16 protein-coding genes are annotated in these 19,622 nt (G+C 54.4%); 8 read left to right on the top strand and 8 right to left on the bottom strand.

Annotated features, from left to right (window positions below; translation table 11 throughout):
- Positions 1–55: 55 nt before the first annotated feature.
- Entirely contained in the window at positions 56–1,114 is a 1,059-nt protein-coding gene (locus ACR0EN_RS08390) for a glycosyltransferase family 2 protein (RefSeq protein WP_480586170.1), read from the top strand.
- A 12-nt stretch (positions 1,115–1,126) separates the two neighbouring features.
- Positions 1,127–1,786 (top strand): sulfotransferase, encoded by a 660-nt coding sequence (locus ACR0EN_RS08385; protein ID WP_170818218.1) that lies wholly within the window; start codon positions 1,127–1,129, stop codon positions 1,784–1,786.
- Positions 1,787–2,075: 289 nt separating this feature from the next.
- Here ACR0EN_RS08385 and nadC read toward each other — a convergent pair whose 3' ends face one another.
- The 5 genes from nadC to ACR0EN_RS08360 all read right to left on the bottom strand — a co-directional run bounded on the left by nadC (position 2,076) and on the right by ACR0EN_RS08360 (position 9,334).
- Positions 2,076–2,936: a carboxylating nicotinate-nucleotide diphosphorylase gene (gene nadC / locus ACR0EN_RS08380; protein WP_480586167.1), complete on the bottom strand. Its 861-nt coding sequence runs from the start codon at positions 2,934–2,936 to the stop codon at positions 2,076–2,078.
- A gap of 3 nt (positions 2,937–2,939) precedes the next feature.
- Entirely contained in the window at positions 2,940–4,478 is a 1,539-nt protein-coding gene (locus ACR0EN_RS08375) for an L-aspartate oxidase (protein ID WP_170818220.1), read from the bottom strand.
- Positions 4,475–5,446, bottom strand: coding sequence for a quinolinate synthase NadA (gene nadA, locus ACR0EN_RS08370; protein ID WP_170625571.1), 972 nt, complete (start codon positions 5,444–5,446; stop codon positions 4,475–4,477). Before nadA ends, ACR0EN_RS08375 begins: the two co-directional genes overlap by 4 nt.
- A 77-nt stretch (positions 5,447–5,523) precedes the next feature.
- On the bottom strand, positions 5,524–6,405 hold the full coding sequence (locus ACR0EN_RS08365) for an NrtR DNA-binding winged helix domain-containing protein (RefSeq protein ID WP_170818221.1): 882 nt from the start codon (positions 6,403–6,405) through the stop codon (positions 5,524–5,526).
- 865 nt (positions 6,406–7,270) lie between these two features.
- Positions 7,271–9,334 carry an alkyl sulfatase dimerization domain-containing protein gene (locus ACR0EN_RS08360; RefSeq protein WP_170818222.1) on the bottom strand — a complete coding sequence of 688 codons (2,064 nt, stop codon included), beginning with the start codon at positions 9,332–9,334 and terminating at the stop codon, positions 7,271–7,273.
- 293 nt (positions 9,335–9,627) lie between these two features.
- Between ACR0EN_RS08360 and ACR0EN_RS08355 the strand changes: the two genes are divergently transcribed.
- On the top strand, positions 9,628–11,325 hold the full coding sequence (locus tag ACR0EN_RS08355) for a hypothetical protein (RefSeq protein ID WP_170818223.1): 1,698 nt from the start codon (positions 9,628–9,630) through the stop codon (positions 11,323–11,325).
- A gap of 566 nt (positions 11,326–11,891) precedes the next feature.
- Here ACR0EN_RS08355 and ACR0EN_RS08350 read toward each other — a convergent pair.
- Together ACR0EN_RS08350 and acdA are read right to left on the bottom strand one after the other, a co-directional pair.
- On the bottom strand, positions 11,892–12,245 hold the full coding sequence (locus ACR0EN_RS08350; RefSeq protein WP_170394225.1) for a hypothetical protein: 354 nt from the start codon (positions 12,243–12,245) through the stop codon (positions 11,892–11,894).
- 341 nt (positions 12,246–12,586) lie between these two features.
- Complete coding sequence (gene acdA / locus ACR0EN_RS08345) at positions 12,587–13,804, bottom strand: 3-sulfinopropanoyl-CoA desulfinase (RefSeq protein ID WP_170818224.1); 1,218 nt, start codon at positions 13,802–13,804, stop codon at positions 12,587–12,589.
- 95 nt (positions 13,805–13,899) lie between these two features.
- On the opposite strand from acdA, the gene ACR0EN_RS08340 reads away from it, so the two are divergent.
- Positions 13,900–14,784: a LysR family transcriptional regulator gene (locus tag ACR0EN_RS08340; protein WP_170818225.1), complete on the top strand. Its 885-nt coding sequence runs from the start codon at positions 13,900–13,902 to the stop codon at positions 14,782–14,784.
- Between the two features lie 287 nt (positions 14,785–15,071).
- Here the strand turns inward: ACR0EN_RS08340 and ACR0EN_RS08335 are convergent, their stop codons facing one another.
- Positions 15,072–15,983, bottom strand: coding sequence for a LysR family transcriptional regulator (locus tag ACR0EN_RS08335; RefSeq protein WP_170509419.1), 912 nt, complete (start codon positions 15,981–15,983; stop codon positions 15,072–15,074).
- 107 nt (positions 15,984–16,090) lie between these two features.
- On the opposite strand from ACR0EN_RS08335, the gene ACR0EN_RS08330 reads away from it, so the two are divergent.
- The 4 genes from ACR0EN_RS08330 to ACR0EN_RS08315 all read left to right on the top strand — a co-directional run bounded on the left by ACR0EN_RS08330 (position 16,091) and on the right by ACR0EN_RS08315 (position 19,584).
- Positions 16,091–16,867 carry a CmcJ/NvfI family oxidoreductase gene (locus ACR0EN_RS08330; RefSeq protein ID WP_170394217.1) on the top strand — a complete coding sequence of 259 codons (777 nt, stop codon included), beginning with the start codon at positions 16,091–16,093 and terminating at the stop codon, positions 16,865–16,867.
- 13 nt (positions 16,868–16,880) lie between these two features.
- Complete coding sequence (locus ACR0EN_RS08325) at positions 16,881–17,846, top strand: LLM class oxidoreductase (protein ID WP_170423030.1); 966 nt, start codon at positions 16,881–16,883, stop codon at positions 17,844–17,846.
- Positions 17,847–17,858: 12 nt separating this feature from the next.
- Positions 17,859–18,647 carry an SDR family NAD(P)-dependent oxidoreductase gene (locus ACR0EN_RS08320; RefSeq protein WP_170818226.1) on the top strand — a complete coding sequence of 263 codons (789 nt, stop codon included), beginning with the start codon at positions 17,859–17,861 and terminating at the stop codon, positions 18,645–18,647.
- 91 nt (positions 18,648–18,738) lie between these two features.
- Entirely contained in the window at positions 18,739–19,584 is an 846-nt protein-coding gene (locus tag ACR0EN_RS08315; RefSeq protein WP_480586159.1) for an enoyl-CoA hydratase/isomerase family protein, read from the top strand.
- Positions 19,585–19,622: the final 38 nt, after the last annotated feature.

Here is a 19,622-nt window from a genome sequence, read left to right as displayed (position 1 = left end):
CATCACATGCGGTCTGGCGAATGACCAGACTGAAGCGTCGGATCAAAGGAATAGAATGACACGAAAGCTAGCGATCCTGACGGTCAAAGATGAAGGCGCGTTCCTGTTGGAATGGCTCGCCCATCATCAGATGGTTGGTTTCACTGATTTTCTGATCTTCTCAAATGATTGCGCGGATGGCACCGATCTGATGTTGCACCGACTCGAAGAGATGGGGCAAATCACTCATGTCAGCCATGAAGCCAAGCCTGATAAGAGCGTACAGTGGCAGGCTATGAAACAAGCCGCCAAACATCCTCTATTGAAAGAAGCAGACTGGATACTGGCGCTCGATATTGATGAGTTTGTAAATATCCATATTGGCGACGGCTCATTAAACGCGCTCATCCATAGCCTCCCCGAGGCGGATGCGATCACGCTCACCTGGCGGCTATTCGGAAATGCAGGGATCGTTTATTTTGAAGATGCGCCGGTGACCGAACAGTTCACTTCCTGCGCCCCCAAACCCATCCTTTGGCCGTGGCGCGCCTCGATGTTCAAAACGCTTTATCGCAACAACGGGATTTACCGTAAACCAGGCATTCATCGGCCAATTTCGCCTGATCAGACCCGCGTGGATGAGGCGCGCTGGTATGATGGATCAGGCCGTTTGCTTGGTGGCGATCATCGCCGCCAGCGGGTATTTTCCAACTATACGCAAGATACGACCATGACGGTTCAGCTTAACCATTATGCTTTGGGCGCGATGGACTCCTTTCTGCTCAAACGTGCGCGTGGACGTGGGGTGCATTTCAAAGAGAAAATCGGCATGGATTATTGGGTCGATTACAACTTTAACAGCGATCAGGACGTCTCTATTTCCCGCTACCAATTGGCACGGGCTGCTCGGGTTACCGAGCTAAAATCAGATGCCACACTGAAGAAGCTACATGACAAGGCCTGCGAATGGCGGCACAAGCGATTTAAGGAACTTTTGGAGTCAGAACCTGAACGCGCGTTTTTTGCTCGCCTGATGATGGCTGGCCAAACCACACCTCTGATGGAGCATACGGCCCGTCAGCTTATTTCAGTTGCCATGCGCGCGAACCAGAAAGCCGCCGCAGAGTCCGAGTAGGAGCCTTCCTTCGTGCCGCAATCATCAAAAACCCATCCTGAATATCTGTCTACTCGTGCAGGCCGTACGCGGCGGATATTTCAGGTCGGTTTCAACAAGTGCGGCACAAGGTCGATTTCCGCCTTTCTAGATAACAACGGCATTCCGACGGTTCACTTCAAGCGTGGCAATCTGGCCCGCGCGCTCGCTAACAATCTTAAGTATGGTTATGCGCCGCTCAATGGCATTGACCGTTGGGTCGGCTACACCGACATGCAGATGGTGAGCGGCTCGCGCGTGATTGAAGGTTGCCGTTATTTTCGTCAACTCGCGGCATATTATCCCAATTCCTATTTCATATTGAACACTCGAGACAAAGACAGGTGGATCGCAAGTCGCCGAAACCATGGCAATGGGTTTTATGCCGAGCGTTATCGTAAGGGTATGAATTTCGAGTCGGTTGATCAGGTAATTGATCATTGGTCAGAAGAATGGGATCGGCATCATCAGGAGGTGCCCGAATTTTTTAAGGACCAACCGGATAAATTATTGATATATAATATAGAAACAGACAGCCCTGACCAGATGTCCAAGTTCCTTGCGCCTGATTTTGAGACTGATCCGACTTTCTTCGGCCATGAGGGTAAAACGTCCGGAGGCAATGACGCCGACGATGCGGTTTCTCCGAATTGAGATGTCATGGCCTGCTTATTTGAGCAGCATAAGAAATCGAGTGTGGGCGAGAACGAAAGGTTCGGTCGCCAACTCTCTGACGAATGAATGCGACTTAAAACTTGCCCAGCTTAGCTGGCTAACGGAGCGACAAGACTGAACAGGCAGGCTGCGCCGCCGCGCACCTTTTGATTGCCTTGATTCCTATGGTGCGCGCGATGCTCTTGCCGTTGGCAATCTTTTGGAAAGGCCGTTGATTTCGACAATTTGGGCAATGAGCGTCGTAACTGTTGGTTTACTCTTGGTGCTGTTAGAGCACAAAATCCAGACCAATATCGAGGCAGTGTGCACTATGGGTGATCCAGCCCATAGAAATCAAATTAACACCGGTGTTCGCCACAGCCCGCACATTATCTGGGGTTATCCCGCCTGAAGCTTCGGCAATGGCTTGACCATCAATCATGCCTATAGCTTCGCTTAAGGTTCTTGGATCCATGTTATCCAGAAGCACCGCATCAACACCGATTTTCAGAACTTCGGCCAGCTGCTCCAGCGTGTCGACCTCGATCTCGATCTTGACCATATGACCGACTGTCTCTTTGGCCCGAGTCAAGGCTGGGCGGACACCCCCGGCTATAGCGATGTGGTTGTCCTTGATCAGCACCGCGTCACTTAGGGAGTAGCGATGGTTCATGCCGCCGCCTGATCGCACAGCGTATTTCTCTAAAGCCCGCAAACCGGGCGTTGTTTTTCGGGTACAGACGATGGCAGCACGCGTGCCTTCGACGCGGCGAACCATATCGGCTGTCACACTTGCAATACCCGATAGATGACCCAAGAAGTTGAGCGCCGTACGTTCAGCAATCAGCAGACTGCGCGATGGTCCTTTGAAGGTAGCGATCACTGTGCCGGGCACGACTGTCCCACCATCCTCGACATGACGGATTACTTTGATCGCCGGATCTATCAGCTCACAAGCCAATTCAGCACAATCCAGACCGGAAATACATCCGGATTGACGCGCGCAAGCCACAACTTCGGAAACATGATCCGAAGGAATAACAGCCGAAGAGGTGACATCTCCGGCGAGGCCCAAATCTTCATCAAGTGCGCGGCGGATCACCGGCTCCAGCATCGTTCGGGGCAACGGGGCTAGGGGCATGATAGTCATTTCTCAAGCAGTCCTCAGAAAGGGTTCCTGACTGTTCAAACTCGCATGAGCAAGTACTTCGGTCAGAGTCATCAAAAGAGATTGCGCGTTCGCCTCAGGATTGGGGAAGTCGCTTCGGTAATGTCCGCCACGCGATTCTCGGCGCAGATCGGCAAAGACCGCGATCGAAAGCGCGACTAGTGCCGGGTCAGAAGCGCAGGCAGTGGTTTCGACCAACGGAGATAACTTTGAAATGACTTGACGCAATCCCACCTCGTCGCGGATCAAACCCAGAAATTTTGTAGCCAAAGGCCGGACAGAGCTAGGGTCAGAACGAGGCAGAGCGGTAACTGTAGGAACAAATGACAGGTTTCTCATTTCTGCCTTGGCAACATCATTTGCGGCGCGGCGTCCCATCACCACCGCCTCCAGCAGTGAATTGCTAGCAAGGCGATTGGCACCATGCAGGCCAGTGGCCGCGCATTCACCTATGGCCCAAAGGCCTGACAGAGTGCTTCTTCCATGCTCATCAACGGCGATACCGCCCATGTGGTAATGCGCAGCCGGAAGTATCGGTATGGGATCGCGCGCCGGATCAATTCCGCTTGCTGCGCACAATGCATGGATGCCAGGGAACCGCTGGACAAATTCGGCACCAAGCGCGGCACGAGCATCAAGAAACACTCGCCCACCTTCCAATATGACCTGATGCACGGCACGAGCCACCACGTCGCGCGGGGCCAGTTCAGCCCCCGGAATATGCGACATGAAGCGCTTGCCGGTTTGGTCGATCAGAATTGCGCCCTCGCCCCGGACGGCTTCACTGACCAATGCCAGAGGTGTCTGCTTGGTATCCAACGCGGTGGGATGAAACTGGACAAATTCCATATCGCGCAAGGCGGCCCCGGCGCGGGCGGCCATCATGACGCCCTGGCCGAAATTACCTGAAGGGTTGGTGCTGGCATCAAACAGACCGCCGCAACCGCCTGTCGCCATAACGACCTGAGATGTGCGCAATACCTCTGCTTGGGCATCTTTTTGCAGATGAACGCCTGTGACGTGTCCGTCTAGCGTCAACACCCGTCGGGCTTCGACTCCGGTCAAGCAAGTGATCGACTGGCATTGCAACACAGCACGCGCAAGGGCCGATGTGATTTCGGCTCCGGTGCGGTCGCCGCCTGCATGCAGTATGCGGCGGCGGGAATGCGCGGCCTCGCGCCCCAAGGCATATGTGCCGTCGGCGGTTCTATCGAAACGAACGCCATGATTCTCTAGCACAGTGATCGCCTTTTGCGCTTCGCAGAGAATGGCCGACGCCACGGTTTCGTCGCACAGCCCGTCGCCCGCCCGCAAAGTATCGGCCAAGTGTTGCGCAGGATCACCATCCGTGCCTAGTTCGGCGGCAATCCCTCCTTGAGCCCAAGCGCTGGAACATTCCTGGCCCAGCCCTGCACGGGTGATTAGTACTACGGGTTGTGGAGCTAGTTCCAGCGCAGCCGTCAGCCCGGCGATGCCGCCACCGATGATGGCAGTTCGACCATGAAGCCCTTCGAGCCAGATCATTTCACTGCCAGCATCCGTTCTACCGCGCGGCGCGCATCTTCGGCGATGGCCGGATCGACGGTGACTTCGTGATGGCCCAGTTCCAATGCGTTGCGAATGTTGCGCAGACTAATGCGCTTCATATGTGGACACAGGTTACAGGGGCGCACGAATTCCACCTCAGGATGGTTCAGCGCCACGTTGTCGCTCATCGAGCATTCGGTCAGCAGGCAAACCCTCGTCGGTTTTTTGTCACCGACGAAATCCGACATGACTGCGGTAGAGCCAGAAAAATCTGCTTCGGCAACCACTTCGGGCGGGCACTCAGGATGGGCCAGGACCGTAACACCCGGCCACGCTTCGCGCATTTCACGTATATCGGCTGGAGTAAACAGTTCGTGCACCTCGCAATGTCCATGCCATGCGATCAATTCGACATCGGTCTCTTTGGCGACGTTCTTGGCGAGATACTCGTCCGGGATCATCAACACGCGCGACACCCCGAGGGATTCCACCACCTTTACTGCGTTGCCCGACGTGCAGCAGATATCCGATGCCGCCTTCACCGCTGCCGAAGTGTTTACATATGTGATCACCGGAACGCCTGGATGGGCTTCGCGCAGAAGCGCAATATCCTCGGGTGTGATGGAATCCGCCAGTGAACACCCCGCCCCCAAATCTGGGATCAGCACTGTCTTATCCGGATTCAGCAGCTTGGCAGTTTCCGCCATAAAATGCACACCAGCCAACACAATTACATCGGCATCAACCTCGACAGCTTCGCGCGCAAGCGCAAGGCTGTCGCCCACGATATCGGCAACTCCGTGGAAGATCTCCGGCGTTTGGTAATTGTGGGCGAGGATGACCGCATTCCTCTCACGCTTGAGATCAAGGATGGCTTCCAGATCATCTTCAAACAGCATCCATTCGGGTTGCGGGATGATCTGCTTTACCCGGTCGTAGAGGTCTGGAAGGCGAAAATCTTTCATTGGCTTCTCCATTTATACTCGAATCGAGTATATTGAGGTTATGCTTATTCTCGATTCGAGATTATGTCAAGCGAGGTTCAGGAGCGGGAGAGAGGTAATCTGACGCCCGACAGCATGCGAGCCTCTAGAATGGCCGGCCGATATCGGAACAGGCGTGCCGGACGACCACCGGTGCCGCTGGACATTTCGCCGGTATCTTCAATCAATTCCTGCTGATCAATCTGGCGGCGAAAATTGGGTTTGTGCAGGTGTAGACCAGACAGCGCTTCAACTGTGCGCTGTAACTGCAGCAAGGTGAAGCTTTCGGGCATGAGCTCGAACACAACCGGAGAGTATTTTATCTTGGCCCGCAAGCGAGATATGCCGGTGGCGAGAATGCGACGGTTGTCCGCTTCCATGTGACGACCGAATTCAGTAGTGTCAACAAGCCCTGCTTCGTACATAAGCTCATAACGTTGCAAAACCAGCTCTTCGTTCCAGGTCTTCCCATTCAGACCAAACAGATAGTCCACACGCTGCAGTTTTAGCGGATCACTCCCTGCCCAAGCTGAGATACGTTTGATAATTTGTGGTAGTTCTTCGGGGCTGCGATCGCGATGATCCTCCCATGGGAAGTATTGATACCAGCTACGCCATGCCGGACGTCCAGCACCAGTAGTATCCTGCTCCCGCACCAGACCGAGATAGCTGATCGAGATACGCTGAGAGTTGTCGGCATAACCTGAGCGTGGATCGCGATCCTTGTCTGCAAAGGTGTAAAGCTGTTCAAGATATCCCACCGGATGGCCGGTCTGCGCCTCAATCCAGGCCCGCAAGCCGCTTTGCAAGCTGCGGTGTGAAGATTCGAACGGTCCCGAAGGTAGCGCGTTACCGCCACGCAAGGTCATGACACGCGGCTGATCATCAGTCACGGCGATTAGGATTGCGATCAGTTCGGCAGGGGCTAGTCCACTTGGCAAGGAATTTCCTGTTTGTAGAATGTCGCGAAGCGTTGGTTAGAATGTGCGTTCTAACCCAAATTTAGTACCTTGGCTTGAAGAAAAATACAGTGTGACGGGTGCTTCTTCAGAGAACAAGCATTTCTGGCCCAGTTAATCGTCCCACTGTTCTAACATCAGGTTACTACTTTCGGTCCAATGAACCTGAAATACAGTTTCGTCTCACGACTTGAGAAGTGTCGCAAGATATGGGTTCGGGCTGACCAAACAGCCCGTTGAGGTATTCGTTTCGCTAAAGTAGTTCTCAGAACGGTCTTACGTATGATCTTTTTGAAGGCTGCCGTTTCCGCAAAGACATTAATGATTACACTAAATACTTCGATTTGCGACACACAGTGTCTTATCGAAATTTGGAAGCGATCATAGCATTTCGCAGCTAAGGTCTGACCACTTCACATTCGACAGTTGGGTTGTGAAGCTTCCTCCAGTTCGAAGATACCCATCCGACCCGCGGCGCTAAGCAGCCAGTTCTTTGAATCGTTGTACGGGACGGGGTCCAGGAGTGAATTGAAATCTACGGATCGGGACCTCTAGGTAGTTTGATATCTTGGCTGATGTTCACAAATTGCAAGTTTCAGAACAACCCAGTTTGATTTTTGCGTCATGCGCTTTGGCTTTCTTAGGCTGAAGATTCTGATCCCGCATTGACACCACGGATGAAAGAGTCCGCGCACGGCGGTAACAATCCAGCAGTCGTTCGGGCGGGGCATTCTGCTGCTCCGATACCAGCACTACTGGTCGAAAACTTCTCCCGGTCCAATAGTCAGAAAGAGAGAGGCCCAGGGCAGCAAAACCCTGAGCCAGCTTTCAATCGGACGGTCCCGCCTCAGCCGCCACTCGAGTTTGCTAACCCGGGCTGGGCAAAATCATTGGCGGGTGGTGTCAAATCCTGCGCACCGGTGCCGGGCATCAACTCGAAACCCAAATCGAATTGATCCAGGGTCGAAGCCAGTTGCGCTACGATCTCGGCGTTGCCCTCAGACTGCGCGGTGCCATCAGCGAGCATCTCGGTCAATCTGCGCTCACCGGTCATGACCTTTTCCAGGTCCGTGCGGCTCAGACTGATCGAAAGATCGGCGTCTTCCGCCACCTGATCGACGATATGAGTCAGAGTGGCATTGCTCATCTCGACAACGATGTTCTCGTCCCGGTCGGGGATCGACAGGTTGATGGTGAACTCCATATCGGCGGCTTTGGCGCTATTGACGCGAATGGCCAGAAAGTCGAGCCACATCGTGGTCTGCATCGCCTTGATCGTATCGGGACCGGTGGTCTCGATAGTAGCGCCCTGCGGAATACCGTTGCGCAGTTCGAACGCCGCGCCAAGGAACGAGTTGCGGACCGAAGGGCTTTCCTTCTGATACCCGATCTGCTCGAACGCGTCGGCCAACAGGTCCTTGGCGGCCTGGTTCTGTGGCTCGGCGTAGACCAGTTTGTTTAGAATCTCGGTCGCTTCAAGATATTTACCGGTGTCCACCAATTCCTGCCCTTTCGACAGGATCGGTTCGGCGCCGCCCATCATCTCGACAAACAGCGGCGCGCTGTCTTCTGGCGACAGAGGTGTGAGCGTGGTGGGGTTGGCATCCCAGTAGCCCAGATAACGGTTTATCACCGCCCGGCTGTTATGCTCGACCGAGCCATGATAGCTGCGCGCGGCCCATTGCTGCTGCAGGCTTTCCGGCACGTCATAGACGTTGTGAATCTGATTGATGGTCACGCCCTTGTTGGCCAGATTCAACACCCCGTTGTTAAGATTGGCGTAAGTGTCACGCTGCGCACGCATCACTTCTTGAATGCGCTCATTTCCGTAACGGGGCCAAGAGTGAGAGGCGAACATCAACTCGGCATCCTGCCCAAACTTGTACAGAGCGTCATTGACATGCTTGGACCAGCTCAGCGCATCGCGCACCAGTGCGCCACGCAAGGTATAGATGTTGTGAATTGTGCCAGTGATGTTTTCCGCCGCCCAGAATGCCTTGAGGTCGGGGAAATAAGTATTCATCTCAGCAGGTGCTTCAGTACCCGGTGTATTCTGGAAGATCATACGCACGCCGTCTACGGTGATCTCTTCATACGCGTCCGAGACATAGCGGGTCGGTTCGATCAGGCCCGTGGTGCCAGCCGAGATGTTCTTGCCGATGGACTGATCCACATGACCGAACGGGCTGCGTGGCAGCAATACGCCGTATTGGAAAAACAGACGGCGGTTCATCACGTTGCCCGCATAGACGTTTTCGGAAACCGCATGTTCCATGAAACCTTCGGGCGCGATCACCTCCACGCCGTTTGCCACGTCCTCATCGGTGATCACTCCGCGCACACCGCCATAATGGTCGGCGTGGGAATGCGAATAGACAACCGCCTTGACAGGAAGTTCGTCCACGGTGTCGTTCAGCAGCTTCAGCGCTGCAGCGGCAGTTTCCTTGGAGGCCAGCGGGTCAAAGATGATCCAGCCGGTATCGCCACGAATAAAAGTGATGTTGGACAGATCGAAGCCACGCACCTGATAGATGCTGTCGTCGAGAATCTCGTACAGGCCGAAATTCATGTTCAGGATCGCCTGACGCTGCAACGACGGGTGGATCGAGTCGAACTCTTTGCCCTCGAGCAGATAGTCATAGCTGCCGATGTCCCAGGCGACGGTGCCATCCTCGGTTTTGATCTGGCGGTATTCTGGAACCGCAATTAGCCCCTTGCGGCTTTCTTCAAAGTCACGCTCGTCATCGAACGGCAGGTTATTGCGTTGGTTTTGCTGGAATTCGATCGTGTAATCCGAGGGCAGCTTGCCCTTCGGGTCAAAGTGCTGAGGACTATCATCCTGCGCGACGGCAAGACCTGAGGTCAGCGTCAAAAAGGTGACGGTCAAGAGTAAGGTGGTTCGGCGTGGCATATATAATCGGTTCCTATCATGAACGCTTCAAAAGAGGTCGCAGCGCAGGAGGTCTGACGGGACGAACCACGAGGTTGAAATTCGTCCCGCCGGTGCATTGACGTCCAGAAGTGCCGAGATGCGCGATCTTTTGGAAGCCGGGTGCCTGCCTGTACGACCAGCAGTGCGGCCCTCTTATCCGCAGAATTTTTCCCGAGAAGTGCAAACATGTTGCCACCTGTCGAAAAACACATGTATCAACGAGGCCAACATAATGGTTTTCCTTGGTTTTCCCGAGGCAGAGGGATATTGAAGTGGATACTACCGAGCGCGAAATTCGGGTACAGATGCAACGTATCCTGGATCATCCGGATTTCACCGCCAGCCCCAAACGCCGCGCATTTCTGAACTATATCATCCAGGAATATCTGGCCGGTCGTTCAGATCAGATCAAAGGCGTGTCGATTGCCATGTCGGTCTTTGACCGCGACGAAAGCTTCGACCAGCAGGTCGATCCGATTGTCCGACTTGAGGCGCGGCGACTACGGCAGGAGATTGACACCTATTATGCCGGGCCCGGTCGGGGCGATCCGATACGCCTCACCATGCCCAAAGGAGGATACGCGCCGCGGTTCGAAAAATCTTCACTGCCCGGCCCTGTTCCGGCACCTGCTGACGCCCGGCCCAAGGCCGGACTCAGGAGGCGACGACGCGCTCAGATTGGACTGGCTGCCGCCTTTGGCCTGGCATTGTTTGGGCTAATCTGGGGATTGACCCGTTCAGGGACGCCAGAGGAACAGGCAAATCACAGCTTGCCCAAAGGGCCCGTCGTGGCTGTACTGCCCTTTGAAACTCTGGGAGATGGCCCCGAGTACCTCGCCGATGGTCTTACCCGGCAGTTGACGACCGAGTTGATCCGGTTCCGGGACATCTGGGTCTTGCCCCTTGGCAGCACACTGCATTCTGGTGAAACCGAGATTGATACGACGAGCTTGCGTACAGAATTCAACGCTGATTTCGCGCTGGAAGGCAATGTGATGGACAGGGGCGACACCTTGCGCCTGTCCGCACGCCTCATTGATCTGAAAGACCGAAGATATATCTGGTCGCAAAGCTATGAGGTCAGCAATACCTCCGAGGAAATCTATGCGGTACAGGACAGCATTATCCGAGATGTAATGGGTAAACTGGCCGGGAAATACGGGCTACTGACGCTTGGCGCGATGCGAGATGCCGATAGAATTCCACCCAACAATCGCGATGCTTATGACTGTGTGCTTGGTTATTACAGCTATCAGGTAACCATCAATCTGGATCGCCATGCCGAAATCAAATCCTGCATCCTGAACGCGCTTGAGAAGGCTCCGGATTATGCCGAGGCCTGGGCGGTGCTGTCGAACCTGTATCTGCAACAGATACGTTTTGGGCTGGGCGGAAATCGCGAACAGATTCTGGCCGCAGCCGATGCCGCAGCACGCCGGGCGGTCGAGATCGACCCAAATCTGGCGGCGGGACATCTGATGATGGCCAATATGCGGTTCGTGCTCGGTGATTTTGCCGGGTTCCGCGAGGCCGGGCAACGGGCGATTGACCTGAATCCGAAAGACACCGACATTCTGGCCCATTACGGGATGCGTCTGGCGTTCAGTGGCGAATGGGAAAAAGGACTTGCTATTGTAGACCGGGCAATCGCTCTGAACCCTGTGCATCCTCAGTGGTATCTGTTTCCGCGGGTTTTTTACGAGTTCGACCGGGGCGACTATGAAGCGGCGCTGGCACAATTGGAACAAATCGATATGCCAGGTTTCTTCTGGACCCATCTATGGCAGGCCGCGCTACACAGCAAACTGGGAAATGGGGAACAGGCCCAGGCGGCTCTACGCAGCTTGTTGGTTCTACGCCCAGATTTTTCATCTGTTGCATCGGATATACTTGCCATTTGGCAACTTGACGCCACTTTTAAGGAGAACCTGTTGGCCAGCCTCCAGAAGGCTGGTTTGTCAGATTCTTGACCGGCTTATCCAGTTTCCGCACACCTATTCATCGGTGGGTTTCACAGTTATCTGGAATCGCATCACCCTTGTACGCAGCAATAAGTAAACCACGTCAGATGGCTGACTTTATATCATCAGATCGTCGTTCGATTTTCTAGCTTTCACGCAAGCGGGCCAACGATCGCTGCCGGTCCATATCTGGGATGGTTTGTCAGAGTTGGCGTTTTTTTGGGACGGCCTTTTACATAGTTTCGGCATTGCAAAACACTTTGCTCATCGGTGCTCAACAAGCGGAAGTTGATCACCTGTAGCCTGAAAGAAGCGCGCTTCTGGGTGGAATATGTCAATTCGATGCGCCAACATGCAAGGCAATCGAGACGCATCTTTGTAAGATCTGCGCGACACTGTTCACCCACCCAATCAGGCCGGTTTCTTTAACTTTTACAACTGAAACGTTTATTCGGCATCAGAGCACTCCTTCTCTGGTCAGAATTTGCCCCAAAATTACGAACTCTGTTCGGACCCTTTTTTGAGTCAGGGCCGAGGCCCAGTTCGATAAACCACTGAGTAATCTGCAGCCATTACTAGCCCACCACACCGTGACCACGCACCTGCATGCAGTTCACAAGCACATGACGCCGCGCCATTTCGTCATTGTACTGGCCGCGCACAGATCCGACGATGCCACCTGCGATCGCACCTCCGATGACATCTTCCTTCTCGCCAACAACCCAACCAGTAACCGCGCCATCAATAGCGCCGAACGTAGCATCCATTTTACGCTGCCCAGGATTGAAACTCGCGGCCATCAATCGGCATTCAGCCTCATCTGTGTAGAAGGTCGCATTCCTGGTTCCGTCAACCATCAGTGGCTTCTGCATCGGATACTGAGTGCATGCGGTAAGACTGATGAGAGCAACAAAAATGAACTTTTTCATCGCAGCTTTCCTTTCGGGAATCGAAGTAATTGCTTGGCGTACACGCTAAACTTGCCCGCCTAGGCAGATCTCATTTAGGAAGTTTACGATTGTCGAAAAATAGCCCAGCCATTTTACGCAGCGTAAAATTGCATTTGTTTCGCTGGCTCGGTCGCAAACTTCTCTGGCGCATGAATGTAGCGCCTTTCTTGCGCAGCTAAGTTGGCTAAATAGGCAAGTAGATTAACGCGAAAAAACCGTCGGCCGAGCATGCCGAACGCGTGACGGCACGCAGCCGCGTAGGGCTGCGGCACAAGAAAGTCGGCGGCCCGAAAGTCCTTTTTCATTTTTCATAGGGTCTTCTATTCAGCCGCGCAACGCTCCATGTCGGCAAGGCGCGTGTATCCGTCCCGCGTCTGTGGTGTTTTAATGCCTAGAATATTTCCGGCGATTTGGGTCCGGAGAATCTGTGCGGTCCCGCCGCCGATAGTGAACATGCGCACATCGCGATACATCCGCTCCAGAGGTTCACGATCGCTGTAGCCGCGCGCGCCGAACATCTGCAGCGCATCGCTGACCACCTTAATAGCCATCTCGGACGCAAAAAGCTTGGCGCGGGCGGCCATGGTCATATCGGGATACTGACTGCCGTTTGGGCCACGCGATCGTGCCGCTTCATGGAGCAGCAGCCTAGCTGCATGAACTTGCGTGTCCATATCGGCCAGCATCCATTGAAGCCCCTGGAATTCTGCAAGCGGGCGCCCGAACTGTTCACGTTGAACGAGGTAGCGTTTTGCATGTTCAAGTGCCCCTGCCGCAACACCCATAGCAACTGCTCCCGCACCGACGCGTTGCGAATTGTAAGCGTTCATCAGATCGGCAAAGCCACGCTTCAATCCTGAAGGCGGTTTGACCAGCCATTTCTCGTTGATCTCGATATTTTCGAACCGCAATTCTGCTTCGGGCATACCGCAAAGGCCCATCGTGTATTCGCGACCCACCACGGTGAACCCCTTGGGCGTATCACCTGACATCGGATCGGCAAACAGAATGAAACCGCCAATCCCCTGATCGACGCCTGCCTCATCGAGCACGCGGGCAAAGATCAGGTGCAGCTTCGAGACCCCTCCACCAGTGATCCAATGCTTGGACCCGTTGAGGATGTATGTGCGACCCTGTTTCCGCGCGGTAGTCTGCATTTCGGTCGCGGCACTTCCCGAGTCAGGTTCGGTTATGCAGATCGCAGGCTTATCTCCTGCCAGGACATGCTGAGCACAAAAAGCCTTCTGCTCATCATTGCCGTACCCCATGACCGCACTGATGCCGCCCATGTTGCCCTCGACAACGATGCGGGCGGTCAGGGTGCAGGCTTTTGCGATCTCTTCCACCACCATGGTGACATCCAGAAAACTCGCGCCCTGCCCACCATATTTCTTGGGAATGGTCATACCCATGATGCCAGCATCGGCCAATTCGCCAACATTCTGCCAGCAATACCTGCGCGATCTGTCCCAATCTGCGGCACGTTTCTCAAATTCTGGGGCCAGTTCTTTCGCAACGTTCACAAGCGGATGCGGCATGCGTATCCCTCGTCTCTGTTTTTTAACAGAATACGCTTGCAGTAATACAACACAATCGAATAAAATTGGATATCTAATCCAGTATACTTTAACTTATGCAGACACGTTCTCTCAGAACCCTCATACGGGTCTCGAATGTCGGCTCCTTTGCGAAAGCGGCCGAGCAGCAAAACATGACATTGTCTGCACTTTCAATGCAGATGAAGGCGCTTGAGGTGGAGCTTGGCGTCGACCTCTTTGACCGCACCGTACGACCACCGCGACTTACGCCAATCGGCCGGAGCGTCGTCGAGGCATCGATCCCGCTCCTGCAGCACGAAGACAGCCTTCTCAAAATCTGTCGCCCGACGGACACGCTTGTCGGGCATTTCCGAATAGGATTTGTCACAACTGCTGCCGTTCGCTTGCTGCCGAACTTCCTGAACAACGCAAAACGTCAAACACCGCAAGCGACCTTCTCATTCGAAACCGGCCTGTCCAAGGTTCTACAAGAAAAGGTTGTAAGCGGTCAGCTTGATGCCGCCCTTCTTACAGATGCAGAAGGTGTTCCAGACACGCTTGCGGAAAAGGTGCTTCGAGAGGAACCCTTTGCCTTTGCAGCCCATGAGAAATTGCTGAAAGACGGCCTCGCGGGTTTATTGAATGCACAGCCCTTCTTTCACTTTATGCCCGACACCGGGATCGGAAAACTCATTGCTGGAGAGATGCTTAAGCACAAAAGACCAAAGGGTTCCGAAACCATTGTCCTTGATAACCTTGAAGCGATTATGGAATGTGTTTCGGCAGGCCTGGGATTTACGCTTCTGCCTGTCCCCGATGTTTTGCGGTATCGGTCTGACGACGTCAAAAATATTTGTCTCCCACAATCGTCGGCTCGGAAACTTGTTCTTGCGACCGTGCGCAAGGGCGCGCTGGCTGGAAGTGAGGCGATGCTTGCCGCGCTATTCTCGACAGACGAGGCCGTCGCTGCGGGCGAATAAGAAACACCTTTCCTGCACTCGCGGCTTCGGCTTGATCGACTCAGGTCTTGAAACCCTCTTTTGGGTTCACGCAAGAACGACCGGAACCGGCCTTGGATAAACCGTTTAGATGCTGCGATGCAGCCTGTCTAACTAGCCACTCGCTACGGGAGCGATGGCCGCATTCACGGGAACTCAAAAATCGCGGAACAGATCAGGCTATTGCAATTGTAAAAGGCGTGTCCGCCTCGTGCATTTCTCCAAACTGGCGCCGTGATGTCTTAAGGCGCGCTTGACCAATATTGGGATCATGTTTCCCAAGGTGGATTTGAGCCAATCTCTGCGATCAGAAAATCCATGAATACCCGAACTTTGGGGGATAATACGTTGGACTTGGGATAGATAAGCCATAAAACATTGTCTTCCGTAGCCTCAAAGTCTGGCAGAATTTGCAACAACCGGCCCGATTTCAGGTGATCATACACGCTCCATAGTGCGTTTAGGGATATTCCGGCGCCGGCCAGAGTGGCGCAGACCTGGCTTTGGCCGTCGTCGATGATCAATTGACCCTTAGCCATCGCTGGGTCAAATCCGGCTTTCTCACCTGCCTTTCCCGTTAGCGTGCGCAATTGGCGATTTTGGAAAGCGATCAGGTGGTGGCTTTTCAGATCGGCAGGTGTTTTGGGTGTGCCGTATGTGTCAAGATAGTGCGGCGCAGCGCACAGTATGCGTCGGTCATCAGCCAATTTTCGGCCTTTCAGGCTGGTGTCGACAAGCGGCGCATTTCTTAGTGCAAGGTCGTAACTCCCCTCGATAAGATCGAACTGCACATCCGACAGGCGCAAATCGAGCGTCAGATCGGGGTGCTGTTGAAGAAATTTCGGTAGGATTGGTGCAATGTAGAGCTGAGCAAAGGTGCTGGGTGCAGCGAAGCGCAATGTACCGCGGATGGTCGCTGTTTGTTTGCCCAACGCCGTAAGTGCCGCCTCTTCCTGCGCAATAATCTCTCGGGCGAAGGGCAGGAAATCGGCACCTTCAACAGACAGCGACACTTTGCGCGTTGTGCGATGTAACAGTTCGGAACCCAGGCTTTGCTCCAACTTGGCAAGCTTTGCGCTCGAGACAGCTGGAGCCATGCCCAAAGCGCGCCCCGCCGCACTGATGTTCAGCCTTTCTGCCGCCGCCACAAACAATCTCAGCGCGTCTGTATCAAGCCCCATTATATCGCAAACCCGAATTATCAATCCATGAATGGGCAGTTTATACGCAAATAGATTAGCGTTAAATCCCCTTCATGGATGCAACTCGGCATGGGAAGGAGACGCAGATGACGCGAACAGCCACAGTCAACTACCACGTTCACAAGCCCTGGCGGCAAGCCTTTGAACTAGATGCAGGCGGGATTGCTGGTAATTTGATTTCGCCCGAACTGGCCAGCACGGCTGTTGCATTGACAGATGCCCGCACCACGAGCAACACAGTTACATTTGCGTCTGATGCTGTTGAGTTCGCGCTGCTGGAAACGCAGGTACAAGATTTTACCGGCGAGGTCTGGAAACCGACATACGATGCGGAACTAACGGCAATGCTCTCGTACAAGTTAGGTGCGCGCGAGGTTGTGGTTTTTGATCATACGGTTCGGATAGATGACCCAGGAGCGACGCGCAAACCCGCGCGCAACGTCCACAGTGACTATAGCAAGGACGGAGCCGAACAGCGGCTTGTCGATCTTTTGGGTGCCGAGGCCGCAGCGGAGTGGGCGCGCGGTCACTATGCTTTTGTTAATGTGTGGCGCCCTGTGGATCATCCTATCAACTCAGCACCCCTGGGCTTTGTTCGCCCGTCATCAGTTGAACCGTCTGATTGGATTTTGCTGGACCTGATCTATCCCGACCGCAATGGGCAAATAATGGGGCTGGTAGGAAACCCCAGGCATGAATGGATTTATCAATCGAAGATGACGCCGGATGAGGTCGCGATCTTCAACATCTATGACAATCAAGGTGCTCCGTCGATCGCGCATAGTGCGCTTGATATGGTCGAAGACTCAAACGTCAACACCATTCGCAAAAGCATCGAGAGCCGCACACTGGTGCGCTATTAAAGGAGAGCCGGACATGTTGGATAAAATGCAGCCTGCTGATTTTGCCCAAATCAACGTGGCCTATAACCGGGTATTTCGACCGGGACGGCTGAGCGTTGGCCTTGTGTTGCCGCTCGAAGCATATGCAGTCGGTGCAGAACCGACGCTTCGCGATCATCTGGAAGCGGCTCGGAAAGCGGAGAACCTCGGGTTTGCATCACTTTGGCTGCGCGACGTGCCATTCAACGTTCCAAGCTTTGGTGATGCAGGACAGATTTTCGATCCATTTGTCTATCTGGGTGCGCTTGCTGCGGTGACGGACCGAATTGCCCTTGGAACTGCGAGCGTGATCCTGCCATTGCGTCACCCCGCTCATGTAGCCAAGGCGGCGGCGAGCGCGGATGTGCTCTCGGGCGGACGGTTGCTCTTGGGTGTAGCCTCCGGGGACCGGCCTGAGGAGTATCCGGCTATGAACCAGAGCTATGATGACCGCGGGGCACGTTTCCGCGACAGCTTTGACTATATCCGCGCCGTTGGATTGGACTATCCCGAGCGTGAAAGTGCACAGGGTACGCTGTCTGGCGGGATTGACCTGCTGCCAAAGCCGCATGGGACCCGCCTGCCGATGATTATTACGGGTGGTAGCCAGCAATCCCCCGATTGGGTGGCGCAGAACGGCGATGGTTGGATGACCTATCCGCGCAATGCGACTGCCCAAAGGCAGGCTATTGCGGACTATCGGAGGCGCGGTAAGGAAGCGGGCCAGCCAGACAAGCCTGTCATGCAATCCCTGTATATCGATGTCGTTGCCGATCACGCCGCACCACCGCGCCCGATCCATCTTGGGTTTCAGTCTGGCACCGATTTCCTGCGTAGCTATCTACGTGAAATAGAAACGCTTGGGGTCAATCACGTTGCACTGAACCTACGGTTCAATCAAGCGCCCATCGATACGACCCTCGAACACTTGGCAGATACCGTACTGCCCGACTTTTCCTAAAGGATCAGATCAATGACCAAGACTATACTCATTACAGGTTCAACCGACGGCATTGGTTTGCTCACGGCAAAGAAGCTGGCCGCCGATGGACACAAAGTACTTCTGCATGGACGCAGTACCTCCAAATTGGACAGCGCTGCCACCGACGTCGGCGGCGATGTCGAAACTTATACCGCTGATCTGAGCGATCTGTCCGCAGTGCGAGAACTGGCTGAAAGCGTAAAGGCCAAACATGACAAACTGGACGTGTTGATCAACAATGCAGGTGTGCTGAAAGCTCCGCAAACCGTGCTTGCGAATGGGCAGGACATCCGCTTTGTCGTCAACACACTCGCACCCTATCTGCTCACAGAATTGCTGATGCCGATCATTCCCGCCGACGGGCGCGTCGTGAACCTGTCATCGGCAGCGCAGGCCCCGGTGAATTTAAATGCACTGGAGGGCAGTGTTCCGCTGGATGATATGGAGGCTTACGCGCAAAGCAAGCTGGCGATCACCATCTGGACCCGGGAATGGGCCAAATCTCTGTCCGATGCACCCGTCATGGTCGCGGTAAATCCGGGATCGCTGTTGGCCTCAAAGATGGTGAAAGAAGGATTCGGCCTAGCCGGGAACGATATGAACATCGGCGCTGATATCCTGATTGACGCAGCATTGGGTGATCGGTTCGCTGATGCGTCAGGTGCCTATTTTGACAATGACAGCGGTGCCTTCGCGAATCCACATGCCGCAGCACTGGACAAAGCACATGTTGCCGACGTCATGAACTCGATCAGAGGTTTGATTAACCAGACCAACTGACCCGCGCTGCGCTAAATCCAGACGCGCTTCCAACTTTAACCTCCCTTGCCCCTCGCGCGTGCCGCGTCGAGGCCCAAGAAAGGACTGTCTGATGAAATATGAGAGCTTTCAAACCTTTGACGTTGCTGTTGAAAACGGCATCGCAACAGTCACATTCAACTTTGGCACCGTAAACGTGCAAGGCCAGGAAATGCTGGCCGACCTCAACAGTCTGGCCATGCGGCTAGAGCGAGACCGCGAAACCAAGGTCGTGATCTTTCAATCCGCCAACCCGGAAATCTGGGTCTGCCACTACGATACCGAGCTGCTCAAGGATATGTCGACTGAGGCCGTATTCCGCGAGGACGCACAGCTTTTGGACCTTCAATCGGTCTGCGAGCGGATCAGCAAGGTGCCACAAGCCACCATCGCAAAGCTGGAAGGGTTCGCACGTGGTGGCGGACACGAGTTGGCGTTGGCGCTCGACATGCGATTTGCGGCGCGGGGTAAGTACAAGTTCATGCAGATGGAAGTTGGAATGGGCATCCTGCCTTGCGGCGGCGGTGCTTCGCGCATGGCACGTCAAACCGGCCTTGGAAAAGCGCTTGAGATCATCCTGAGCGCACAAGACTACGATGCGGATGATGCAGAACGTCTGGGCGCCATAAACAAGGCTTTGGAGCCAGATGAGATTGGCCCGTATGTGACGGCTCTGGCCGGGCGGATCGCAAAATTCCCGGCAGAGTCGATCAATGCCTGCAAGCAGATGGTCTATGAATCCATTGACAAACCAATTGATGAAGCGCTGAAGGCCGAAGCCTATTGGCTGTATCAGGCCACAAGCAAAACCCCGGCGGTCAAACGGTTCACCATCGCGGATGAACAGGGTCTGGAACACGACATCGAAAACCAGCGCAAGTGGGGCGATCTGGTTATGCAGGTTCAGGATATCAACTGATCCGTCCTCCAACACAATGATCACGTCAGGCGTGCGCT

This window comes from Ruegeria sp. AB7, assembly GCF_056542625.1.
The sequence above is the reverse complement of the archived record's forward strand: the minus strand, read 5'-3'. Positions and strand labels throughout refer to the sequence as shown.

Coding starts and splice junctions, on each gene's coding strand:
- ACR0EN_RS08375 (WP_170818220.1), bottom strand. CDS start 4,478: ATGATCTGGCTCGAAGGGCTTCATGGTCGAACTGCCATCATCGGTGGC.
- ACR0EN_RS08350 (WP_170394225.1), bottom strand. CDS start 12,245: ATGAAAAAGTTCATTTTTGTTGCTCTCATCAGTCTTACCGCATGCACT.
- ACR0EN_RS08335 (WP_170509419.1), bottom strand. CDS start 15,983: ATGGGGCTTGATACAGACGCGCTGAGATTGTTTGTGGCGGCGGCAGAA.
- ACR0EN_RS08320 (WP_170818226.1), top strand. CDS start 17,859: ATGACCAAGACTATACTCATTACAGGTTCAACCGACGGCATTGGTTTG.
- ACR0EN_RS08390 (WP_480586170.1), top strand. CDS start 56: ATGACACGAAAGCTAGCGATCCTGACGGTCAAAGATGAAGGCGCGTTC.
- ACR0EN_RS08330 (WP_170394217.1), top strand. CDS start 16,091: ATGACGCGAACAGCCACAGTCAACTACCACGTTCACAAGCCCTGGCGG.
- ACR0EN_RS08340 (WP_170818225.1), top strand. CDS start 13,900: ATGCAGACACGTTCTCTCAGAACCCTCATACGGGTCTCGAATGTCGGC.
- nadA (WP_170625571.1), bottom strand. CDS start 5,446: ATGAAAGATTTTCGCCTTCCAGACCTCTACGACCGGGTAAAGCAGATC.
- ACR0EN_RS08325 (WP_170423030.1), top strand. CDS start 16,881: ATGTTGGATAAAATGCAGCCTGCTGATTTTGCCCAAATCAACGTGGCC.
- nadC (WP_480586167.1), bottom strand. CDS start 2,936: ATGACTATCATGCCCCTAGCCCCGTTGCCCCGAACGATGCTGGAGCCG.
- ACR0EN_RS08315 (WP_480586159.1), top strand. CDS start 18,739: ATGAAATATGAGAGCTTTCAAACCTTTGACGTTGCTGTTGAAAACGGC.
- ACR0EN_RS08360 (WP_170818222.1), bottom strand. CDS start 9,334: ATGCCACGCCGAACCACCTTACTCTTGACCGTCACCTTTTTGACGCTG.
- acdA (WP_170818224.1), bottom strand. CDS start 13,804: ATGCCGCATCCGCTTGTGAACGTTGCGAAAGAACTGGCCCCAGAATTT.